This window comes from Microbacterium sp. G2-16M, from assembly GCF_055809115.1.
On sequence record NZ_CM147897.1, the window covers coordinates 2,235,305 to 2,254,264 of the forward strand.

Genomic DNA, 18,960 nt, shown 5'->3' on the forward strand with positions numbered 1-18,960 from the left:
CGGAGGTTTCGATGAAGATCACCACCAAGAGAGCGCTCGTCGCCACGACCGCGCTGCTCCTGTCCATGGGCATGCTGTCGGCGTGTTCGAACGGCGCGCAGAAGGCCGGAGACAACGCCTCGGCCTCCACGGGCGCCGACGCGAGCTCGGCCAAGATCGGCCTGCTCCTTCCCGACAACGTCACCGAGCGGTACGCGAGTGCCGACAAGCCCTACTTCGAAGAGAAGGTCAAGGACCTCTGCTCCGGCTGCGAGGTGCTCTACGCGAACGCCGACGGCGACGCGGCCAAGCAGCAGCAGCAGGCCGAGTCGATGCTCACGCAGGGCGTGAACGTGCTCGTCCTCGACCCGTTCGATGGCAAGGCCGCGGCCGCGATCGTGAACCAGGCCAAGTCGAAGAACATCCCGGTCATCTCCTACGACCGTCTCGTGGACAGCGCCGACGTCGCCTACTACGTGTCCTTCGACAACGAGAAGGTCGGGCAGCTGCAGGCCCAGGCCCTGGTCGACCGGATGAAGGCCCTCGGCCTGCCGTCCGACGCCGGCATCATCATGGTCAACGGCTCGCCGACCGACCCGAACGCGGCCCAGTTCAAGAAGGGCGCGCACAGCGTCATCGACTCCTCCGGGCTGACCGTGCTCGCCGAGTACGACACACCCGGATGGGAGCCGCCGAAGGCTCAGGACTGGGTCTCCGGCCAGGTGACCAAGTTCGGCGACAAGATCAAGGGCGTCTACGACGCGAACGACGACACCGCCGGTGGCGCGATCGCGGCGCTGAAGGCCGGCGGCATCAAGCCGCTGCCCCCGGTGACCGGTCAGGACGCCGCGCTCTCGGGCATCCAGCGGATCCTCGCCGGCGACCAGTACATGTCGGTCTACAAGGCGTTCAAGCCCGAGGCGTACCAGGCGGCCGAGCTGGCCGTGGCGCTGACCAAGGGTGAGAGCCCGAAGGCGGATGCCGCAGCCGACACCGCGAGCGGGACGTCCATCCCCTCCTTCCTGCTGACGCCGGTCGCCGTGACCGTCGACAACATCAAGGACACCGTGGTCAAGGACGGCCTGTACACCGTGGACCAGATCTGCACCTCGGCCTACAAGGCGGCGTGCCAGAAGAACGGTCTCGAGTAGCATCCCTCCCGCGTGCCGGCCGGGGCGACCCGGCCGGCACGCGCACCCGTCAACCACCGCCCCACCCAACGACCAAGGAGCCGCCGTGGCCACAGCATCCGCCACCGACGAACAGCGCGCACCGGCGCGCGAACCCGTCCTGTCGATCCGCGATGTGTCGAAGGGGTTCGGCGCCGTGCGCGCACTCACCGACGTCGCACTGGACGTCTATGCCGGCGAGGTGGTCGCCCTGGTGGGCGACAACGGCGCCGGCAAGTCGACGCTGGTGAAGATCCTCGCCGGCGTGCACTCCGCCGATCAGGGCACCATCACCTTCAACGGCGCACCGGTGTCCATCCCGTCGCCGACGGAGTCGCGCGAACTGGGCATCGCCACCGTCTTCCAGGACCTCGCCCTCTGCGACAACCTCGACGTCGTCGCGAACCTCTTCCTCGGCCGCGAACGCGGCGGCCTCGCGATCGACGAGGAGGGGATGGAACAGCAGGCCTGGGAGCTGCTGCGCCAGCTCTCCGCGAAGATCCCCTCCGTGCGCATCGCCGTGGCCTCCCTCTCCGGCGGTCAACGGCAGACCGTGGCGATCGCCCGCTCGCTGATCGGCGAGCCGCAGATCGTGATCCTGGACGAGCCGACCGCGGCCCTCGGCGTCGCCCAGACCGCCGAGGTGCTGAATCTGATCGAGCGCCTGCGCGAGCGCGGCCTGGGAGTGCTGCTGATCAGCCACAACATGGCCGACGTGCAGGCGGTGGCCGACCGCGTGGTCGTGCTGCGCCTGGGCCGCAACAACGGCGTGTTCCGCACCGCGGACGTCAGCTATGAGGACATCGTGGCCGCGATCACCGGCGCCACCGACAACCCCGTCAGCAGCCGGGCCCACACCGGCGCGGCCGACAAGGAGCAGGCAGAATGACGAAGGCGACGCCCGAGACCAAGGACAACTCGGCGCCGACCACGGTCGCCGCCGACCTGCAGGACGAGCGGCTGATGCGCGGGGACGGCCTGCGCGGAGTCTTCAGCGCGTTCGGGACGCGCGTCCGCACCGGCGACGTCGGCTCGCTGCCGGTCTTCCTGGGACTGATCGTGATCTGGATCGTCTTCCAGATCCTCAACCCGCGATTCCTGTCGGCGACCAACCTCGTCGACCTCACCCTGCAGTGCGCGGCGCTGGGCACCATCGCGCTCGGCGTCGTGGTCGTGCTGCTGGTCGCCCAGATCGACCTGTCGATCGGCTCGCTCGCCGGACTGGCATCCGCGATCCTCGGCGTGACATTCGTGAGCTGGGGCTGGCCGATCTGGGTGTCGATCCTGCTGTCGCTGGCCGTCGGTGCGGCCATCGGCTACATCTACGGCTTCCTGTTCACGCGATTCGGCGTGCCCACGTTCGTGGTGACCCTGGCCGGCCTCATGGGATTCCTCGGACTGCAGCTGTGGGTGCTCGGCCCGACCGGCACCATCAACCTGCCCTACAACTCCTGGATCGTGCAGTTCGCGACATCCTGGTTCCTGCCGCCGTGGCTCGCGTACACGCTCGCCGGACTGGTCGTGCTCGGCATCGTCGTCAACGACGTCACGAGGGCCCGGCGCCGGGCGAAGGCGGGCCTGTCGACCGGGCCGGTGTCGCTCATCGTCCTGAAGGCCATCGTCATCGCGATCGTGGCCGCCGCGGCGATCACGTGGCTGGCCACCAACCGCGGCGTCGCGGTGTCGTTCCTGCTGTTCATCGTGCTGGTCGCGGTGATGGCGTCGGCGCTGACCCGCACCCGGTGGGGACGCTGGATCTATGCCGTCGGCGGCAACGTCGAGGCCGCCCGCCGGGCCGGCATCAACGTGAAGGCCATCTACATCTCGGCGCTCATGGTCGGGACCGTGCTGGCCAGCCTCGGCGGCCTCATGCTCGCGGCGCGTCTGACCGCGGCGAGCATCTCGACCGGCGGCGGCACGACGAACCTGGTCGCGATCGCGGCCGCCGTGATCGGCGGCACGAGCCTGTTCGGCGGACGCGGATCGGCGTGGTCGGCGCTCCTGGGCATCGTCGTGATCCAGTCGATCTTCAACGGGCTGACGCTGCTGAGCCTGGACTCGGACGTGCAGTTCATGGTGACCGGTGCGGTGCTCCTGCTCGCGGTGATCATCGACTCGCTGTCGCGGCGCTCGCGCGCCACGCACGGCACCGCCTGACGCCCGCGGTGCCTGAGCCCCGCACCGCCGGAAGAGGCAGAGCTTCCGCCTCTTCCGGCTGATGCGCCGGACCGCGCGGCCGCGGTCAGCCGAGCGGGTCGCGGAGCAGCGCGGCGAACGCCGCCTCGGCCGCGCCGATCAGCAGCCGATCCTCGGCGAGGGTCGCGGGGCGGATGTCGAGGCCTTCCCCCGAGCTCGGCATCGACTGCGCGCGCACATCGGCGAGCAGTCCAGCCAGGTCGACCTCCGCGATCGTGGCGAGGAATCCGCCCAGCACGACCACGGACGGGTTCAGCCCGTTCACGGCGTTGGCCAGGGCGGTGGCGAGGATCCGCCGCTGCCGCCCGACCTCGGCAGCGACCGCGGGCGAGGCGGATGCCGCCAGCGCCGCGGCGAGCGCCGCGTCGTCCGCGGCGTGCAGACCGACGGCATCCAGCAGTCGACGTCTGCTCACCTCGTCTTCGAGCGCACCGTCCGGGCTGCGGCGGTCGTCCGCGCGCGAAGCTGCGGGACGGCTCTGACCGAACTCGCCCGCGTACCCGCCGGCACCGACCAGAGCACGGCCGCCGACGATGATCCCGCCGCCGATGCCGCTGGCCCCGCCGTTGAGGTAGACCACATCGTCGACACCGCGCGCCGCGCCGAACAGGTGCTCGGCGACGGCGCCCATGTTCGCATCGTTGCCGACCACGACGGGCAGCCCGGTGGCCTCCGCCACCAGCGGGCCGAGGGCGGCATCCGTCCATCCCAGGTGCGGCGCAGCGCGCACGAGCCCATCGGCCACGCGCACCGGCCCGGGCACGGCGACCCCGGCCGCGACCACGCGCGCGTCCTTCAGCGGGCCGGACCGCCACTGCGCCACCTGCTCGGCGATCAGCTGCGCGGTCTCGTCGGGGGCGAGCAGCCGGTCGCGCTCGATGCGGGCACGGACCCGGATGCCGCGGTCCAGGCCCACCGCGGCGACGGTCAGCGCATCGACCTCGGGGTTGGCGGCGATCGCCACCGGCGCGGGATCGACGGCGACGACCGGGGACGGCCGGCCGACCCGGCCCTGGGTGTCCGGGTCCTGCTCGCGCACCAGCCCGGCCTCGGCGAGCGCGGTCACCAGGTCGCCGATGGTCGAGCGGTTCAGGCCGGTCCGCGCGGTCAGCACGGCGCGGGAGAGCGGCCCGTCCAGGTGCACCAGTCGCAGCACGTGCGCGAGGTTGGCTTCGCGGATCCCGGTCTGTCTGGCGTGGCTCACCCGACCACTGTATGAGATTTGTTGGATTCGCCGACGAAAGCTGGACGCGGCGGGCCATCTGGTATAGGTTGTTGGCAGCAACATTTATCCCCCTCTCCGCCGCGAAGGAGCGCCATGCCCACCCCGACACCCGCCGACAAGTTCACCTTCGGACTGTGGACGATCGGCTACAACGGCACCGACCCGTTCGGCGGGCCGACCCGTCCTCCCCTCGATGTCGTGCATGCGGTCACCAAGCTCGCCGAACTCGGCGCGTACGGGCTGACCTTCCACGACGACGACCTGTTCGCGTTCGGCTCGACCGACGCCGAGCGGCAGACCCAGATCGACCGCCTCAAGGGGGCGCTGGCCGACACGGGCCTGGTCGTGCCGATGGTCACCACCAACCTGTTCAGCCCGCCCGTGTTCAAGGACGGCGGCTTCACCTCGAACGACCGGTCGGTGCGCCGCTACGCGCTGCGCAAGGTGCTGCGCCAGATCGACCTGGGCGCCGAGCTGGGCGCGAACACGCTGGTGATGTGGGGCGGACGCGAGGGTGCGGAGTACGACGCGGCCAAGGACATCCGCTCGGCGCTGGAGCGGTACCGCGAGGCCGTGAACCTGCTCTCGGAGTACGTCATCGACAAGGGCTACGACATCCGGTTCGCGATCGAGCCGAAGCCGAACGAGCCGCGCGGCGACATCCTGCTGCCCACCCTGGGCCACGCCCTCGCGTTCATCTCCTCGCTCGAGCACCCCGAGATGGTGGGGCTGAACCCCGAGGTCGGGCACGAGCAGATGGCCGGGCTGAACTTCGCCGCCGGGATCGCGCAGGCGCTGTACCACGGCAAGCTGTTCCACATCGATCTGAACGGCCAGCGCGGCATCAAGTACGACCAGGACCTGGTGTTCGGGCACGGCGACCTGCACAACGCGTTCGCCCTCGTCGACCTGCTCGAGAACGGCGGCCCCGACGGCGGCCCGGCCTACGACGGGCCGCGGCACTTCGACTACAAGCCCTCGCGCACCGAGGACGAGACCGGCGTGTGGGACTCGGCCGCCGCGAACATGCGCACCTACCTGCTGCTCAAGGAGCGGGCCGCGGCATTCCGCGCCGACCCCGAGGTGCAGGAGGCCCTGGCCGCGTCGCGGGTCGCCGAGCTCGCCCAGCCGACCCTGGCCGACGGCGAGGGATACGCCGAGCTGCTGGCCGACCGCTCCGCGTTCGAGGACTTCGACCCCGCACCGTACTTCGGCGGACGCGGGTTCGGGTTCGTGCGACTCCAGCAGCTGGCCACCGAGCACCTGCTCGGCGCCCGCTGATCCCGCCCTCAGCATGACGCTCGTTGCGGGGGTCGACTCGTCGACCCAGGCGTGCAAGGTCGTGGTGATGGATGCCGCGACCGGCGCGATCGTGCGCGAAGGGCGCGCGACGCACCCGCCCGGGACCGAGGTCGATCCCGAGGCATGGTGGGTCGCGCTCCAGGCCGCGATCACGGCCGCCGGCGGGCTCGATGACGTCGCGGCGTGGGCGATCGGCGGGCAGCAGCACGGCATGGTGGCGCTCGACGAGGCCGGCCGCGTCATCCGCCCGGCCCTGCTGTGGAACGACACCCGGTCGGCCGGGGCGGCATCGGATCTGATCGCCGAGTTCGGGGCGGACGCCCTGGCCGAGCGGACCGGCCTCGTGCCGGTCGCGTCGTTCACGAGCACGAAGCTGCGGTGGCTGCGCGACCACGAGCCCGACTCCGCCGCCCGCGTGGCCGCGGTCGCGCTGCCCCACGACTGGCTCACCTGGCGGCTGCGCGGATTCGGCCCGGAACGTCCGGACCTGTCGGCGCTGATCACCGACCGGTCGGATGCCTCGGGCACCGGCTACTGGGGGCCGGACGGGTACGACCGCGACGTGCTGGCGGCCGCCCTCGGCCACGACGCGATCCTGCCGCGGGTGCTCGGACCCGACGAGTTCGTGACGGATGCCGCGGGCCGGCGCGTCGGCGCGGGGGCGGGCGACAACGCCGGTGCGGCCCTGGGGCTGGACGCCCGCCCCGGAGACGCGGTGGTCTCGATCGGGACCAGCGGCACGGTCTTCGCGGTCAGCGCGCACCGGGTGATCGACCCGAGCGGGACGGTCGCCGGCTTCGCCGCCGCCGACGGCAACTGGCTGCCGCTGGTGGCCACGCTGAACGCGGCGCGCGTGCTCGACACGATCGCCGCCCTGCTCGGCGTGGACCACGCCGGGCTCAGCACGCTGGCCCTCGCGGCCGAGCCGGGGGCGGCCGGCCTGCAGCTGCAGCCGTACTTCGAGGGCGAGCGCACGCCCAACCTGCCCGACGCGACCGCGACCCTGTCGGGCATGACCCTGGCCTCGACCACCCGGCAGAACCTCGCCCGTGCGGCGGTCGAGGGGATGCTGGGCGGTCTCGCGTTCGGCATGCAGACCCTGCGCGAGCTCGGGGTGCCGCTGCGCCGCGCGCTGCTGATCGGCGGCGGCGCGCAGTCCGCGGCGGTGCGCGCGATCGCGCCGGCAGTGCTCGGCGTCGACGTCGAGGTGCCGGAGCCGGCCGAGTACGTCGCCCTCGGGGCAGCGCGGCAGGCCGCCGGCGTCCTGGCGCGGCCCGGCTCCTGACCCCCTGCCCGCTCACGGGCCCGACCCCGGCGGGGCGGCGCCGTCCTGGCGCAGCCCGGCTTCTGACCCCCTGCCCGCTCACGAACCCGACCCCGGCGGGGCGGCGCCCGGCCCCGGCCCCGGCGGCGCGGCGCCCGGCGTCGGCCTGGGCGACGGCCCCGGCCGCGGGTCCGGGTGCGGACGCGGCGGGGGATCCGGCAGCACCCGGCGCGCGTCGTACTCCACCGCGGTGACCGAGGTCGCGCCGCGCAGCTCGCCGACGGCGCGACGCAGAGCCGTCGTGCGCGGGTCGCGCGCGGCATCCAGCATCCGCGCCGTCGCCACGTACTCCCCCAGATGGTGCGGCGCCAGCGACAGGTCCTGCAGTCCGGGCAGCGGGTCGCCGACGCGCTCGACGACGAGGCTGCCCGGCGCCCCGACCCGGGTCGGCGATCCGCCCGCCGCCAACGCCGGGATGAGGTCGTCGGTGTGCCGCAGCTGCACGCTGAGCGTCTCCGGTCCGACGGCCGCCTCGGTCGGCGACCCGGCGGTGGCCAGCAGCCGGGTGTCGTAGCCGCCTTCGATCGCCAGCCGGTCGGCGATCATCCCGCCCTGCGAGTGCCCGAACAGGTACACCTGCGCGCCATCGGGCACCCCGGCATCCCTCATCGCCTGCACGGTCGCCTCGTAGGCCGAGGCATCCTCCCCCAGATACAGCCGCAGGTTCGAGCGCATGTCCCACGGATCGGCGCCTTCCGTGGTCGGCGAGAAGTCGCGGGTGCCGGCCAGATACACCGCGTACCGCGTCGTCCCGTCGGGCATCGTGTAGGTCTCCACCCGGATGCGCGCGTCGCCCGACGGGATCCGGCCGAGGGCGGCGGCGAAGTCGTCCGGCGGCCCGGTCGCGGTGACCGCCGAGGTCCGCTCCAGCCGCACCGGGCGCGCCGCCCCGTCCAGCCGCTCGTCGGGCCCGATGACGCCGGTGCCCAGCAGCCGCAGCAGCGCCTGCAGATTCTGCGCCGCCGCGGGCAGCGCGATCACGGCGGAGTACAGCGCGGCCGCGACCGGCGCCGGCAGCACCGGCCCGAGTCCCGCCGACAGCGCCCAGCCCAGGTTCGCGCCAGAGATCAGGCCGCCGCCCACCCGGCGCTCCCAGGCGGATGTCGCGCGATCTGCGGCGTCCGCGGCAGCGGGATGCTGCGCCTCGGCCCGCCCGGACACCAGAGCAGCTCCCGCCCGGGCGCCCGCCCCGACCGCCATCGCCTGCCGCGCGCGCAGCTCGACGATCTCGTACGTCTCGGCCAGCGTGCGCAGGTCGTCGGCGATCCCGTCCGCCTCGTCCGCGCTCTGCGCGGCGGCCCACGCCGACTGCTGCAGCAGCGTCGGCAGCGACCCGCCCCAGGCGCCGGCCGCGCCCACGGCGGCGAGGCGCTCGGCCTGGGCGCGGAGCTTCATCGCAGCATCCTGCAGCTCCTGCCCCAGGCCGCGGTACCGGCCGGCCGCCGCGCGCAGGCTGCCGGTGTCGACGGCGACCAGCCCGCCGTCGCGGATGTCGAGGTCATCGCTCATCCGTATCCATCGCATCGCTCATCCCGCGCCCGTCGCCGCACCTCATCCCGCACCCGTCGCCACACCTCATCCCGCACCTGTCGCCACACCTCATCCCGCACCCATCGCCACGTACGCCGCGGCGCGCATCGCCCGCAGCCGGTCCTGCTCGTCGACCACCCGGGCGGCGACCCGGCCGACCCCGTCCCGCCACATCCCGGCGTCGCGGTGGTACGCCTGGACGGCCCGCGCCTGCCAGTGCGTCCCGTCGATCACGGCGGATGCGGCATCCTGCACCGCGCGCAGCCGCCGCTCGACCTCGTCCAGGGCGTGGAGAACGGCATCCATCGCCGCGACGGCATCCACGGTCACAGCGCTCATATCCCCACGATGCCAGGGCCACGGGTGCCGGATGCCGCGGTTTCGCCGATCGGTGGACAGACCGTGTGCGGCCCCATGCTGTGCAGGAACCGCTGGACACCCCAGAATAGGAGCATGACCGATGCGCCGCCGCCCTTCCGGGTCGTGTTCGTATGCACCGGGAACATCTGCCGCTCGCCGATGGCCGAGATCGTGTTCCGCTGGTTCGCCCACTCGGTCGGCCTGGGCCATCGGGTGATCTCCAGCAGCGCCGGCACCGGCGACTGGCACGTCGGCGAGCAGGCCGATCGCCGCACCATCGCCGCGCTGCAGCGGCACGGATACGACCCGGCCACGCACCGCGCCCGCCAGTTCGGCTACCACGACTTCGACGCCAACGACCTGGTGGTCGCCCTCGACACCGGACACGAGCGGGTGCTGCACGAGTGGGCGCGCGGCGAAGACGACGAGTCCAAGATCGCGCTGCTGCTCTCGTTCGACCAGACCGCGGGCGGGGCCCTGGACGTGCCCGACCCGTACTACGCCGAGCCGGAGATGTTCGACGACGTGCTCGGTATGATCGAGAGCGCGTGCCGGGCGCTCTTCCGGCAGCTCGAACCCGCGATCCGCGCCGCCGGCTGACCTGCAGCGAGCCGGGTCCGCGACGAACGGGAGACCCGTGACCGCTCTTGCCCCTCAGCCCCTGAGCCCCCTGGACGGACGCTATCGCGACGCCGTCGCCGGCCTGTCCGAGTACCTGTCCGAGGCGGGGCTGAACCGCGCGCGGGTCGAGGTCGAGGTGGAGTGGCTGATCACCCTCACCGATCGCGGACTGTTCGGCACGAGCCCGATGGCGGATGCCGACAAGGAGCGCCTGCGCGGGCTGTACCGCGACTTCGGTCCGGACGAGATCGCCTGGCTCGCCGCGAAGGAGGCGGTCACCCACCACGACGTGAAGGCCGTCGAGTACCTGGTGCGCGACCGGCTCGCCGCACTCGGCCTGGACGCCGTCGCCGAGCTCACCCACTTCGCGTGCACCAGCGAGGACGTCAACTCGGCCTCCTACGCGCTGACCGTGCAGCGCGCCGTGCTTCAGGTGTGGCTGCCGAAGCTGCGCGAGGTGATCGCCGTGCTCGACGCGATGGCCCGCACGCACGCGGATGCCGCCATGCTGGCGCGCACGCACGGCCAGCCGGCGACGCCGACCACCATGGGCAAGGAGCTCGCGGTGTTCGCGTGGCGCCTGCGGCGGGTGGCCGACCAGATCGATTCCGGCGAGTTCCTGGCGAAGTTCTCCGGTGCCACCGGCACCTGGTCGGCGCACCTCGCCGCCGACCCCGAGGTGGACTGGCCGGCGCTGTCGCGGGAGTTCATCGAGGGCCTCGGCATCGGGTTCAACCCGCTGACCACGCAGATCGAGTCGCACGACTGGCAGGTCGAGCTCTACGACCGCGCGCGGCATGCCGGCGGCATCCTCCACAATCTGGCCACGGATGCCTGGACCTACATCTCGCTCGGCTACTTCGCCCAGATCCCGGTCGCCGGAGCCACCGGCTCGTCGACGATGCCGCACAAGATCAATCCGATCCGGTTCGAGAACGCCGAGGCGAACCTCGAGATCTCCGGCGGCCTGTTCGCCACGCTCGCATCCACCCTCGTCACCAGCCGGATGCAGCGCGACCTCACCGACTCGACCACGCAGCGCAACATCGGCGTCGCGTTCGGACACTCGCTGCTCGCCCTGGACAACCTGCTGCGCGGGCTGGATTCGATCTCGCTGTCGCGCGACGTGCTGCTGGCCGATCTCGACGCGAACTGGGAGGTGCTGGCCGAGGCGATCCAGACCGTCGTGCGCGCCGAGATCACCGCCGGCAACTCCCAGATCTCCGACCCGTACGCGCTGCTGAAGGAGCTCACCCGCGGCCACCGCGTCGGCGCGGCCGAGCTGGCGGAGTTCGTCCAGGGACTGGACATCTCGGATGCCGCGAAGCAGCGTCTGCTCGCGCTCACACCCGCCGGCTACACCGGCCTCGCATCCCGCCTCGTCCCGTAGCGCGGGCCGGCGGTTCGCCCAGACCGCGCCCCAGTTCGCCGAGACCGGGGATTCCCGGCGAAACCGAGGACATTCCGCTGGGTTTCGCCGCAGATCCCCGGTCTCGAAGCCGACCGGCCGGGCCGGCGCGCGCCGAGACTGACCGAGCCGGGACGGCGCGCGCCGAGACTGACCGAGGGCCGGGCCGGGCCGGGACGGCGAGGGCCGGGACGGCGAGGGCCGGGAGCTCAGCGCTCCGTCGAGTCGTCCTCGTCGGGCGCGGTGGGGGCGGCGTCGGTCTCCGAGGCCGGGGCGGCCGCGGCATCCTTCTCCCGCGCCTCGTCGGCGACCGCTCGATCGCGGGCGATGAGCACGGGACCGTCGACGCGATGCGTGACCTGGTCGGGCTGGACCACCAGCAGCAGCAGCGCGATCACGACGATGGTCACGATGAAGGTGATTCCGGCGACGACGAGCGCCATGATCAGGGCATGCGTCGACTCGCCGGGGAACCGGGACTGGAAGAACCCCATCGAGAACAGGGTGACCACGCCGGCGAACAGCGCGGCGATCAGTGCCAGGCCGAGCAGTTGCGCCGGCTTCATCAGGTCACGGCGCGTGGTGGGTCGCTGGCCGCTCATGCGGCACCTCCGGGATGGTCATCGGATGCGGTCGATTCGGCCGCGAGAGGAGTGTTCGTGGCGGCATCCCTGCGCGGGGAGAATCCCGCGATGCCGAGATAGACGGCGGCGATGGCGGCGTAACCGCCGAACACGCCCACGCCGATCGTGATGCCGGTGAGGGTGAACGTGGCGTGCGCCTCTTCGACCGTATAGTTCAGCGCATAACCGGCGGGGACCAGGAGCAGGCCGAGACCGAGGAGCACGCCGATCGCGCCGACGGTGATGGCGTCCCGCGCCTCGGAGCGGAGCTGCGGGTCGTCGCCCAGTGCCGCGGCCCGGCGGGCGCGGAGCCCGGCGACGCCCTCGGCCACGCCGGTGGCCAGACCCCAGCCGATCACCAGCCCGAAGAACAGCCCGTCGCTGCGGATCGGCCCGATCCCCGCCACCATGCCGGCGGCCAGGTCGAGTACGGCCAGCAGCACGGCGGCCGACCGCCTCCCGGCCGGGAAGACCAGCCAGGCTGCGACGAACAGGACGAGGGCCGAGGTGATCGCGAAGCCGCTGAACACCGACAGTCCCAGCGTCGCCGAGTGGTCGGATGAGAACGTGATCATCGCAGCCGCGAGCGCCGCGATGGCGGCGCGCGCGATCTGCAGGTGACGCACCTCGAACGGGCGCACGGCAGAACGAGACGACACGACTGGTTCCTCGACGACGGGGGCTCGCAGAGCGCGAGACGGATGCCTCCAGTCTAGATCGTGCGCCGCCCCGCCGGTCGCGCCCGCCTCCCCGCCGGTCGCGCACGCCTCCCCGCCGGTCGCGCCCGCCTCCCCGCGGCCCGGCCGAACCCGCGAGTCCGGGCGGGACATCGCCGGGGGACGAGTCAGCGCAGGGCCTGGTCGAGGTCGGCGATCAGATCGTCCACGTCCTCCAGGCCGATCGAGATGCGCACGACATCCGCTCCCGGCCGCACCTCGGCCGGCACCGGTCGATGCGTCAGCGCCGCCGGCAGCTGCAGCAGCGAATCGACCCCGCCCAGCGACACCGCATGGCTGAACAGCCGGACGCCGGAGGTCAGGGCGCTGGCGGCGGCGTATCCGCCGTGCAGGCTGACCGAGAGCATCGCCCCGGTGCCGCGCATCTGCCGGGCGACGATGCCGCGCGGGTCCCCGTCGATGCCGGGGTAGTAGACCTCGCGCACGGCGGGGTGCTCTGCCAGCCAGGCGGCGATCCGGGCGGCGCTGTCCTGCTGGGCGCGCATCCGCAGCGGCAGCGTCTGCAGCCCGCGGTGCAGCAGATAGGCGGCGAGCGGATGCAGCACCGCGCCCGTGATCACTCGGACGCTGCGCAGCGCGACCGCGGTCTCCTCGTCGCAGGCGATCACGCCGGCGATGACATCCCCGTGCCCGCCGATGTACTTCGTGGCGCTGTGCAGCGACATCCGCGCGCCCCACGCGAGTGGGTTCTGCAGCACCGGAGTCGCGAACGTGTTGTCCACCACCACCGGCACCGACCCGGCCTGAGCCACGACGGCCGCGATGTCGACCAGGTCGAGGGTGGGGTTGGCGGGCGTCTCGATCACGACCAGGGCCGTGTCGTCGCGGATGCTGTCGCCCACGGCATCCTCGGCGCAGTAGGTGGTCTCGGTCCCCAGCAGACCGGACTCGAGCAGGTGGTCCGTTCCGCCGTACAGGGGCCGGACCGCGACCACGTGCCGCTTGCCGGTGGTGCCGGTGTGCGCGATGATCATCGCCGTCGTGGCGGCCATCCCCGACGCGAACGCCACCGCCGCCTCGGCACCCTCGAGCTCGGCGAGCGCCTGCTCGAACCGGGCCACGGTCGGGTTCCAGAGCCGGGCGTAGACCATGCCGCCGTCGGCGAGCGGATGCCCGCCGCCGGAGATCGACTCGTACGAGTCCCCTCCGCGGTCGATGTCCGGCAGCGGATTGGTGGTCGACAGGTCGATCGGCAGCGCATGCACGCCCAGTGCGGCGAGGTCTTCGCGGCCGCTGTGCACGGCGACCGTGTCCAGACCCAGGTGGTTCCGTCCCATACGCTCCACGCTAGCCGCTCGGCCGGGCCGCCCCACCCGCCGGGCCACCCCACTCGCCGGGCCACATTCACCGAGCGGGCCCGCCCCACTCGGCCGGGGCACAGACCCGACCGGTCACAACGGCAGGCCGAAATGGGCGTTCCGCCCCACCACAGCCCCGCCGCGGCCGATCCGGCCTGCCGTTGCCACACACAACCCGCCTCCCCGGCCTGCCGGACCGGCCCCACTCGGCCGGGGCACAGACCCGACCGGTCACAACGGCAGGCCGAAAGGGGCGTTCCGCCCCGCCACAGCCCCGCCGCGGCCGATCCGGCCTGCCGTTGCCACACACAACCTGCCTCCCCCGGCCCGCCGGCCCGGCCTACGATCGGAACATGCGCGTCTTCCTGGCCGGTGCCTCCGGGGTCATCGGCAGCCGACTCATCCCCCTCCTGTGTCTCGACGGCCACGAGATCGCAGGGCTGACCCGCACCGAGAGCAAGGCCGTCCTGCTCGAAGAGCTGGGGGCGACACCCGTGGTCTGCAACGTGTACGACGCGGACGCCCTCACCGACGCGGTCGTGGCGTTCGAGCCCGACCTGGTGATCCACGAGCTGACCGACCTTCCCGACGACCCGGGGCAGATCGCCGCGTACCGGCTGCGGCACTCGCGTATCCGGACCGAGGGCACCCGCAACCTGCTCGCCGCGGCCCGTGCCGCGCAGGTCACGCGCCTGCTCGCGCAGAGCGTCGCCTGGACGATGCCGCCGGGCCCGGGGCAGGACGCGGTCGACGAGCTGGAGCGCTCGGTCCTCGCGTTCGGCGGCGTCGTGCTGCGCTACGGACAGTTCTACGGGCCGGGCACGTTCTACCCCGAGGGCGAGCCCACCGCGCCGCGGGTGCAGATCGACCGGGCGGCCGAGGCCACGGTCGACGCCCTGCATGAGCGCTCCGGCGTGCTGGTGATCACCGATGAGGCAACGACACGGGTGGATGCCGCATCCGCCCCCGTGAAGGAGGACTGACATGCGCGGAGCAGTGATCCACGCCCCCGGGGACGTCCGGTTCGAAGAGCGGGACGACCCGCGGATCGAGCGGCCGACGGATGCCGTCATCCGGATGCTGGCGACGTGCGTGTGCGGGTCCGACCTGTGGACGTATCGGGGGCTCAACGACATCCGTCGTCCGCTGTGGATGGGGCACGAGTACGTCGGGGTGGTCGAGGAGATCGGCGCCGACGTGCGGACGCTGTCGCCCGGCGACGTCGTCGTCGGCTCGTTCATGGCGTCCGACGGGACGTGCGAGATCTGCCGGGCCGGGTATCCGTCGCGGTGCGTGAACGTGGTCTCGATGGGGTCGCTGGGCGCTCAGGCCGAGCGGCTGCGCGTCCCGTGGGCCGACGGCACGCTGGTGGCGACGCCGGGCGAGCCCGCGCCCGAGCTGATCCCGTCGCTGCTGGCGGCATCCGACGTCCTGGGCACCGGGTGGTTCGCCGCCGAGGCCGCCGATGCCGGGCCGGGCAAGACCGTGGTCGTGGTCGGCGACGGGGCGGTCGGACTGCTCGGCGTGCTGGCGGCCCGGGCCCGCGGCGCGGAGCGCATCATCGCGATGAGCCGGCACGCCGACCGACAGGAGCTCGCGCGGCGGTTCGGCGCCACCGACATCGTCACCGAGCGCGGCGACGAGGGCGTCGAGCGGATCAAGGAGCTGACCGACGGCCTGGGCGCGCACTCCACCATCGAGGCCGTCGGCACACAGGAGTCGATGGTGCAGGCCATCCGCTCCACCCGCGCCGGCGGGCACGTCGGGTTCGTGGGCGTCTCGCACGGCGTCGCGCTGCCCGGCGAGCTGCTGTTCTACAGCGAAGTCCACCTGTTCGGCGGACCGGCCCCGGTGCGCCGCTACCTGCCCGACCTGATCGACCGCATCTGGCGCCGCGAGATCGACCCGGGCCAGGTGTTCGATCTGACCCTGCCGCTGTCCGAGGTGGCCGAGGGCTACCGGGCGATGGACGAGCGGCGGGCGATCAAGGTGCTGCTGCAGCCATAGACGTGGGGGGATGCCGGCGGTCGGCCGCCGGCATCCCCTCACCGCGTGCTCAGCGCACCCGTCGGCCGTGGGCCAGGTCGATCAGGTGCGGCAGCACATCGCCCTCGCGCAGTCCGGAGTGCTCGTGCTCGCTGGTGATCCACGGGGTCACGCCCGGCAGCAGCGCCGCGGTGGCGACCGAGAACTCCAGCGGGACGTACAGGTCGTGCACGTACACCGCGGCCGCGCCGCGCGCACCCGAGGCGCGCAGGGCGTCGGCGTCGTAGAGCTTCGGCCAGGGGTGGTCGGCGAGCGCGAGCGCGACATCCTTCCACGGCCGCAGGCCGGGCACCGTGTCGAGCCAGTCGCGGTGCACGTGCTCACCGGTCAGCAGCGTGACGTCGCTGCGGAAGTCGTCCGGCTCGACCCGCTCGGCCGACCAGCTCGTCGCGTGACCGTCGGCGTAGCTGGACTCGTGGAACACGTAGTACAGCGGCTCGCGGGCCGAGAACGGCAGGAGGCCGGCCAGGTCGTAGCGGAACGCGTTGGTGTGCGGCTCGTGCTCGAGCAGCTCGTGCAGGTTCTGCCATCCGTCATTCGAGCCCAGCAGCGTGCCCAGCGAGCGCAGCCGCGAGACCGAGACGACCTCGCCGTCCGGCAGCACGATGCGCCCGTCGGCGGCCAGATCCGCCAGGCGTCGGATCGTGTCGCGGTGATGCGGGAAGCGCCGGTAGTACCGCTGGGAGGCATCCCGCAGCTTGTCGTACGTGAGCGCATAGACGTCGTCGGGGTGGTGGCCCACGGCCGAGAGCCCGCCGGTGAGGTAGGCGTCGCGGATGGATGCGGCATCCGTCGTCAGGTACGCCAGCGTGGTGAACCCGCCGAAGGACTGGCCCAGCACGCTCCACGTGGCGGCGCCCAGGTGCTCGCGCATCGCCTCGCAGTCGTGCACGATGGCGTCGGCGCGCAGGTGGGTGATGTACTCGGCCAGCTCGGCGGTGCCGCGCTCGTCCAGGTCGCGGTCGCCGACCGGCGTGGAGCGCCCGGTGCCGCGCTGATCGATCATGACCACGCGGTAGTGCTCGAGCGCGGCATCCAGCCACGACGGACTCGCCGGCGCGTGGAACGGCCGCGGCGCATCGCCCCCGGGCCCGCCCTGCAGGAACACGAGGTACGGCAGGTCCTCGCCGCCGCTGCGCGCGACCACCGCGGCGTACACCTCGATGGTGCGGGCGTCGGCCGCGTCATCCCACACGAGCGGCACGGTGATGGTGTGATCTTCGACGGTGAGATCCTGCATGCGACGGGTGGTGACGGCCATGCGCTCGAGTCTAAACGGGCCGCCCCCGTCGCCGAGAGTGCATCTGACGGCCGAGGATGCGGGAAATCACCGCTCTCTCGGCCGTCAGATGCACGTTCGCGGGCGGGTCACTTCTCGTAGCCGGCGACCATGCCCTTGATGAAGTAGCGCTGCAGCACCAGGTAGGCCACCAGCACCGGGATGACGGTGAGCAGGGCCGCCGCGGCGGCGGCGTTCGGATCGCTGCCCTGGCTGGCGAAGAACGTGGCGATCGCCGGCGCGGTCGTGCGCACCTCGGGGTCGCGGAGGATGAACACGCTCAGCGCGTACTCGTTCCACACCGACACGCTGGTCAGGATGATGACGGTCGCGGTCACGGGCTTGAGCATCGGGAACACGACCCGGAACAGCGTCTGCAGCAGACCGGCCCCGTCCACGGTGGCCGCCTCTTCGATCGACAGCGGAAGGCTGCGCACGAAGTTCGCGTACAGGAAGATGCTCAGCGGCAGCTGGGACGCCACCATCAGCGCGGTCGCCCCCCAGTAGGTGTTGATCCAGTGCAGCTGGGCCATCAGCGTGTAGACGGGGACCAGGATGCTGAGGGGCGGGATCATGATCAGCCCGATGATCCCCGCGAACACGAGTCGGTTCCCGAGCGTCGCGCGACGGGCCAGCGGGTATGCGGCCAGCGCCCCCAGCACGCAGATGAGCACCGTGGACGCAACGGTCACGACGGCGCTGTTGCCGATGGCGCGCAGGATGCCGCCGTCCACGATCGCGGTCTGGAAGTTCTGCCAGTAGATCCCGCGGGTGGGGAAGATCCACTGCGACGACAGATCGGTGCGGGGCTTGAGCGCCGTGGTCAGCGTGATGTAGAACGGCACGAGCTGCAGGGCGCAGGCGGCGAGCAGCCCCGCCACCATTCCGATCGTGCCGAGCCGACGCATCACACGTACTCCAGCCGTCGGCGGTTGAAGTACGTGTTCAGCGCGAGCGTGAAGATCGCGATGATGAGGAACAGGACCACGCCGATCGCCGACGCATAGCCGGCGTTCTGGTTGTCGAAGTAGAACTTCGAGATCAGGGTCGACATCGAGTCGGTGGAGTATCCCGGGCCGCCGCCGGTCATCACCCGGATCACGTCGAACAGCTTCAGCCCGCCGATGAGATTGAGCACGATGCTGGTGGCGAACGCGGGCTGCAGCAGCGGCACCGTGATGGAGGTGAACTGCTGCCACGGGCCTGCCCCGTCGATTCGGGATGCCTCGTAGTAGGTCACCGGGATCGACTGCAGTCCGGCCAGGTAGATCACCATGGAGATCCCGACGAACTGCAGCGAGTTCACCAGCACGATGATCGTGATCGCCGACGGCGCGGTGCTCAGCCAGGCCACCCGCTGCCCGCCGAGCGCGACGACGATGTCGTTCAGCCCGCCGTACGAATACGAGAACAGCAGGTAGTACATCGTCCCCATCACGACCGGCGAGACCAGCACCGGCAGGTAGACGATGGCGCGCGCGAGGTTGCGTCCGCGCAGGGCGCGGTCGAGGGCGACCGCGAGGGCGAGCCCGATCACCTGCTGCAGGATCGTCGATCCGAAGCCGTACACGAACGTGTTCCGCAACGCGGTGCCGACCAGCGGATCGGCGAGCATGTGCAGGTAGTTGTCGAGACCGACGAACGTCCTGGTGGGGCTGTAGCCGTCCCACTTCGTCAGCGAGATGGCGATGCCGTTGACCAGCGGGTACACCGTGAACACCGCGAAGACGGCGAGCGCCGGCAGGTACAGCAGGTTGACCCGGCGCCGCACGAACGGCGCTCCCGGCGATCGTGCGGGGCGCCGCGGGGCGGTTCTGCGCGGGGCGGTTCCGCGCCCGGCGACCGCTGTCATGGCCGCTCCCG

General features: G+C 72.1%; 18 protein-coding genes. 9 read left to right on the top strand and 9 right to left on the bottom strand.

Annotated elements, in window-relative coordinates:
* Positions 1-11 precede the first annotated feature (11 nt).
* From AC0L6F_RS10605 to AC0L6F_RS10615, 3 genes are all read left to right on the top strand, one after another.
* Positions 12-1,130, top strand: coding sequence for an ABC transporter substrate-binding protein (locus tag AC0L6F_RS10605; RefSeq protein WP_473537880.1), 1,119 nt, complete (start codon positions 12-14; stop codon positions 1,128-1,130).
* A gap of 85 nt (positions 1,131-1,215) precedes the next feature.
* The gene (locus AC0L6F_RS10610; RefSeq protein ID WP_274636563.1) at positions 1,216-2,037 is read left to right on the top strand and encodes an ATP-binding cassette domain-containing protein; all 822 of its coding nucleotides are present in this window, start codon (positions 1,216-1,218) and stop codon (positions 2,035-2,037) included.
* Entirely contained in the window at positions 2,034-3,305 is a 1,272-nt protein-coding gene (locus tag AC0L6F_RS10615; RefSeq protein WP_473537881.1) for a sugar ABC transporter permease, read from the top strand. Before AC0L6F_RS10610 ends, AC0L6F_RS10615 begins: the two co-directional genes overlap by 4 nt.
* Positions 3,306-3,390: 85 nt before the next feature.
* On the opposite strand, the gene AC0L6F_RS10620 is transcribed toward AC0L6F_RS10615, so the two are convergent.
* Complete coding sequence (locus tag AC0L6F_RS10620; RefSeq protein ID WP_274636565.1) at positions 3,391-4,548, bottom strand: ROK family transcriptional regulator; 1,158 nt, start codon at positions 4,546-4,548, stop codon at positions 3,391-3,393.
* Positions 4,549-4,662: 114 nt separating this feature from the next.
* Here AC0L6F_RS10620 and xylA point away from each other — a divergent pair, with 114 nt between their 5' ends.
* Together xylA and AC0L6F_RS10630 are read left to right on the top strand one after the other, a co-directional pair.
* Positions 4,663-5,850 carry a xylose isomerase gene (gene xylA, locus AC0L6F_RS10625; protein WP_473537882.1) on the top strand — a complete coding sequence of 396 codons (1,188 nt, stop codon included), beginning with the start codon at positions 4,663-4,665 and terminating at the stop codon, positions 5,848-5,850.
* A gap of 13 nt (positions 5,851-5,863) precedes the next feature.
* Positions 5,864-7,156 carry a xylulokinase gene (locus AC0L6F_RS10630; RefSeq protein WP_473537883.1) on the top strand — a complete coding sequence of 431 codons (1,293 nt, stop codon included), beginning with the start codon at positions 5,864-5,866 and terminating at the stop codon, positions 7,154-7,156.
* Positions 7,157-7,234: 78 nt separating this feature from the next.
* On the opposite strand, the gene AC0L6F_RS10635 is transcribed toward AC0L6F_RS10630, so the two are convergent.
* Entirely contained in the window at positions 7,235-8,704 is a 1,470-nt protein-coding gene (locus AC0L6F_RS10635) for a hypothetical protein (protein ID WP_473537884.1), read from the bottom strand.
* A 90-nt stretch (positions 8,705-8,794) separates the two neighbouring features.
* On the bottom strand, positions 8,795-9,064 hold the full coding sequence (locus AC0L6F_RS10640) for a hypothetical protein (RefSeq protein WP_473537885.1): 270 nt from the start codon (positions 9,062-9,064) through the stop codon (positions 8,795-8,797).
* Between the two features lie 114 nt (positions 9,065-9,178).
* Between AC0L6F_RS10640 and AC0L6F_RS10645 the strand changes: the two genes are divergently transcribed.
* Together AC0L6F_RS10645 and purB are read left to right on the top strand one after the other, a co-directional pair.
* Entirely contained in the window at positions 9,179-9,685 is a 507-nt protein-coding gene (locus AC0L6F_RS10645) for a low molecular weight protein-tyrosine-phosphatase (protein ID WP_274636570.1), read from the top strand.
* Between the two features lie 37 nt (positions 9,686-9,722).
* A complete protein-coding gene (purB, locus tag AC0L6F_RS10650) occupies positions 9,723-11,096 on the top strand; it encodes an adenylosuccinate lyase (protein WP_473537886.1) in 1,374 nt (457 codons plus the stop codon).
* 227 nt (positions 11,097-11,323) lie between these two features.
* Here purB and AC0L6F_RS10655 read toward each other — a convergent pair whose 3' ends face one another.
* From AC0L6F_RS10655 to AC0L6F_RS10665, 3 genes are all read right to left on the bottom strand, one after another.
* Positions 11,324-11,716: an amino acid transporter gene (locus tag AC0L6F_RS10655; protein WP_274636572.1), complete on the bottom strand. Its 393-nt coding sequence runs from the start codon at positions 11,714-11,716 to the stop codon at positions 11,324-11,326.
* Positions 11,713-12,396 carry an acyl-CoA synthetase gene (locus AC0L6F_RS10660; RefSeq protein ID WP_274636573.1) on the bottom strand — a complete coding sequence of 228 codons (684 nt, stop codon included), beginning with the start codon at positions 12,394-12,396 and terminating at the stop codon, positions 11,713-11,715. Before AC0L6F_RS10660 ends, AC0L6F_RS10655 begins: the two co-directional genes overlap by 4 nt.
* Positions 12,397-12,581: 185 nt before the next feature.
* Entirely contained in the window at positions 12,582-13,751 is a 1,170-nt protein-coding gene (locus AC0L6F_RS10665; protein WP_274636574.1) for a trans-sulfuration enzyme family protein, read from the bottom strand.
* A gap of 374 nt (positions 13,752-14,125) precedes the next feature.
* Between AC0L6F_RS10665 and AC0L6F_RS10670 the strand changes: the two genes are divergently transcribed.
* Positions 14,126-14,755 carry an NAD-dependent epimerase/dehydratase family protein gene (locus AC0L6F_RS10670; protein WP_274636575.1) on the top strand — a complete coding sequence of 210 codons (630 nt, stop codon included), beginning with the start codon at positions 14,126-14,128 and terminating at the stop codon, positions 14,753-14,755.
* A gap of 1 nt (position 14,756) precedes the next feature.
* On the top strand, positions 14,757-15,779 hold the full coding sequence (locus tag AC0L6F_RS10675; protein WP_473537887.1) for a zinc-dependent alcohol dehydrogenase family protein: 1,023 nt from the start codon (positions 14,757-14,759) through the stop codon (positions 15,777-15,779).
* A 49-nt stretch (positions 15,780-15,828) separates the two neighbouring features.
* Here the strand turns inward: AC0L6F_RS10675 and AC0L6F_RS10680 are convergent, their stop codons facing one another.
* From AC0L6F_RS10680 to AC0L6F_RS10690, 3 genes are all read right to left on the bottom strand, one after another.
* Entirely contained in the window at positions 15,829-17,079 is a 1,251-nt protein-coding gene (locus AC0L6F_RS10680; protein ID WP_473537888.1) for an alpha/beta fold hydrolase, read from the bottom strand.
* Between the two features lie 107 nt (positions 17,080-17,186).
* Entirely contained in the window at positions 17,187-18,005 is an 819-nt protein-coding gene (locus AC0L6F_RS10685) for a carbohydrate ABC transporter permease (protein ID WP_473537889.1), read from the bottom strand.
* Positions 18,005-18,949, bottom strand: a complete 945-nt coding sequence (locus AC0L6F_RS10690; RefSeq protein ID WP_274636578.1) for a carbohydrate ABC transporter permease — start codon at positions 18,947-18,949, stop codon at positions 18,005-18,007. The genes AC0L6F_RS10685 and AC0L6F_RS10690 overlap by 1 nt, the downstream gene beginning before the upstream one ends.
* Between the last annotated feature and the right edge of the window lie 11 nt (positions 18,950-18,960).